This window comes from Petrotoga miotherma DSM 10691, assembly GCF_002895605.1.
Lineage (GTDB): Bacteria > Thermotogota > Thermotogae > Petrotogales > Petrotogaceae > Petrotoga > Petrotoga miotherma.
In genome coordinates, this window is record NZ_AZRM01000052.1 from 1 (window position 1) to 1,512 (window position 1,512).

Here is a 1,512-nt window from a genome sequence, read left to right on the forward strand (position 1 = left end):
GGAGGAGTCGTGATGGGGAGGCCGCAAGGCCAACGGTAGACAATCACACTGTCGAGAAAAGCCTCGTGTAGTGAAGATACTTTTACTGCCCGTTCTGGAAACCGACACAGGTAGACGAGCTGAGAAGGCAAAGGGGAGCGGAATAACCTTCGTTAAGGAACTAGGCAAAAAGGCCCCGTAACTTCGGGAGAAGGGGTGGACTATTAGTATGAGTAATCATACTAATAGAGCCGCAGTGACAAGTCCCTAGCGACTGTTTACCAAAAACACAGGTCTCTGCGAACACGGAAGTGGAAGTATAGGGACTGACGCCTGCCCAGTGCCGGAAGGTTAAGGGGAGAGGTGAGAGCTTCGAACTGAAGCCCCGGTAAACGGCGGCCGTAACTATAACGGTCCTAAGGTAGCGAAATTCCTTGTCGGGTAAGTTCCGACCTGCATGAAAGGCGTAACGACTAGGGAGCTGTCTTAACGAAGGATCCGGTGAAATTACAGTCTCGGTGAAGATGCCGAGGACCCGCAGCTAGACGGAAAGACCCCGTGGAGTTTTACTGTAACCTGACATTGTAACTTATCGTTGTATGTACAGGATAGGCGGGAGGCGAAGAAAGCTGCTCGCCAGGGCAGCTGGAGCCGGCCGTGGGATACCGCCCTTACAACGATGGGTTACTAACGGGAGAAAGTGAAGAGCTTGACCTGGACAGTGTTAGGAGGGCAGTTTAACTGGGGCGGTTGCCTCCAAAAAGGTAACGGAGGTGTTCGAAGGTAGGCTCAAGTGGGTTGGGAATCCACTGAAGAGTGCAAAGGCAAAAGCCTGCTTAACTGAAAGACTGACGAGTCGAACAGGAGGGAAACCTGGACTTAGTGACCCGGCGGTTCTGAGAGGAAGGGCCGTCGATCAACGGATAAAAGTTACCCCGGGGATAACAGACTAATCACGCCCGAGAGTTCACATCGACGGCGTGGATTGGCACCTCGATGTCGGCTCATCGCAACCTGGGGCTGAAGCCGGTCCCAAGGGTTGGGCTGTTCGCCCATTAAAGCGGTACGTGAGCTGGGTTCAGAACGTCGTAAGACAGTTCGGTCCCTATCTGCTGCGGGGGTAGGAAGCTTGAAGGGGGTTACTCCTAGTACGAGAGGACCGGAGTGAGTATGTCCCTGGTGAATCAGCTGTTATGCAAATAGCAGGAGCTGAGTAGCCACACATATAACCGATAACCGCTGAAAGCATCTAAGCGGGAAACGGGCCCAAACAAGAGGCTTCCCACTCGTAAGAGGTAAGGGCAGTCTGAGAAGAAGACGTAGATAGGCCGCAGGTGTAAGTACTGAGAAGTATTGAGCCGAGCGGTACTAATAGCCCGAGGCTTTGGACGAAACTCTATGCACTTGTGAATGAGTAATAGGGGGTGAAGAAAACGATACGGGAAACACCCAGAACCATACCGAACCTGACGGTTAAGCCGTATCGTGCCGATGGTAGTACGCTAAGACGTGTGAGAGTAGGTATCGCCCCCT

General features: G+C 52.8%; 2 rRNA genes. Both read left to right on the forward strand.

What is annotated here, in order from left to right:
• Positions 1-1,372 (forward strand): 23S ribosomal RNA (locus X928_RS08725); the annotation flags it as partial.
• Positions 1,373-1,399: 27 nt separating this feature from the next.
• Positions 1,400-1,512, forward strand: a 5S ribosomal RNA gene (gene rrf / locus X928_RS08730).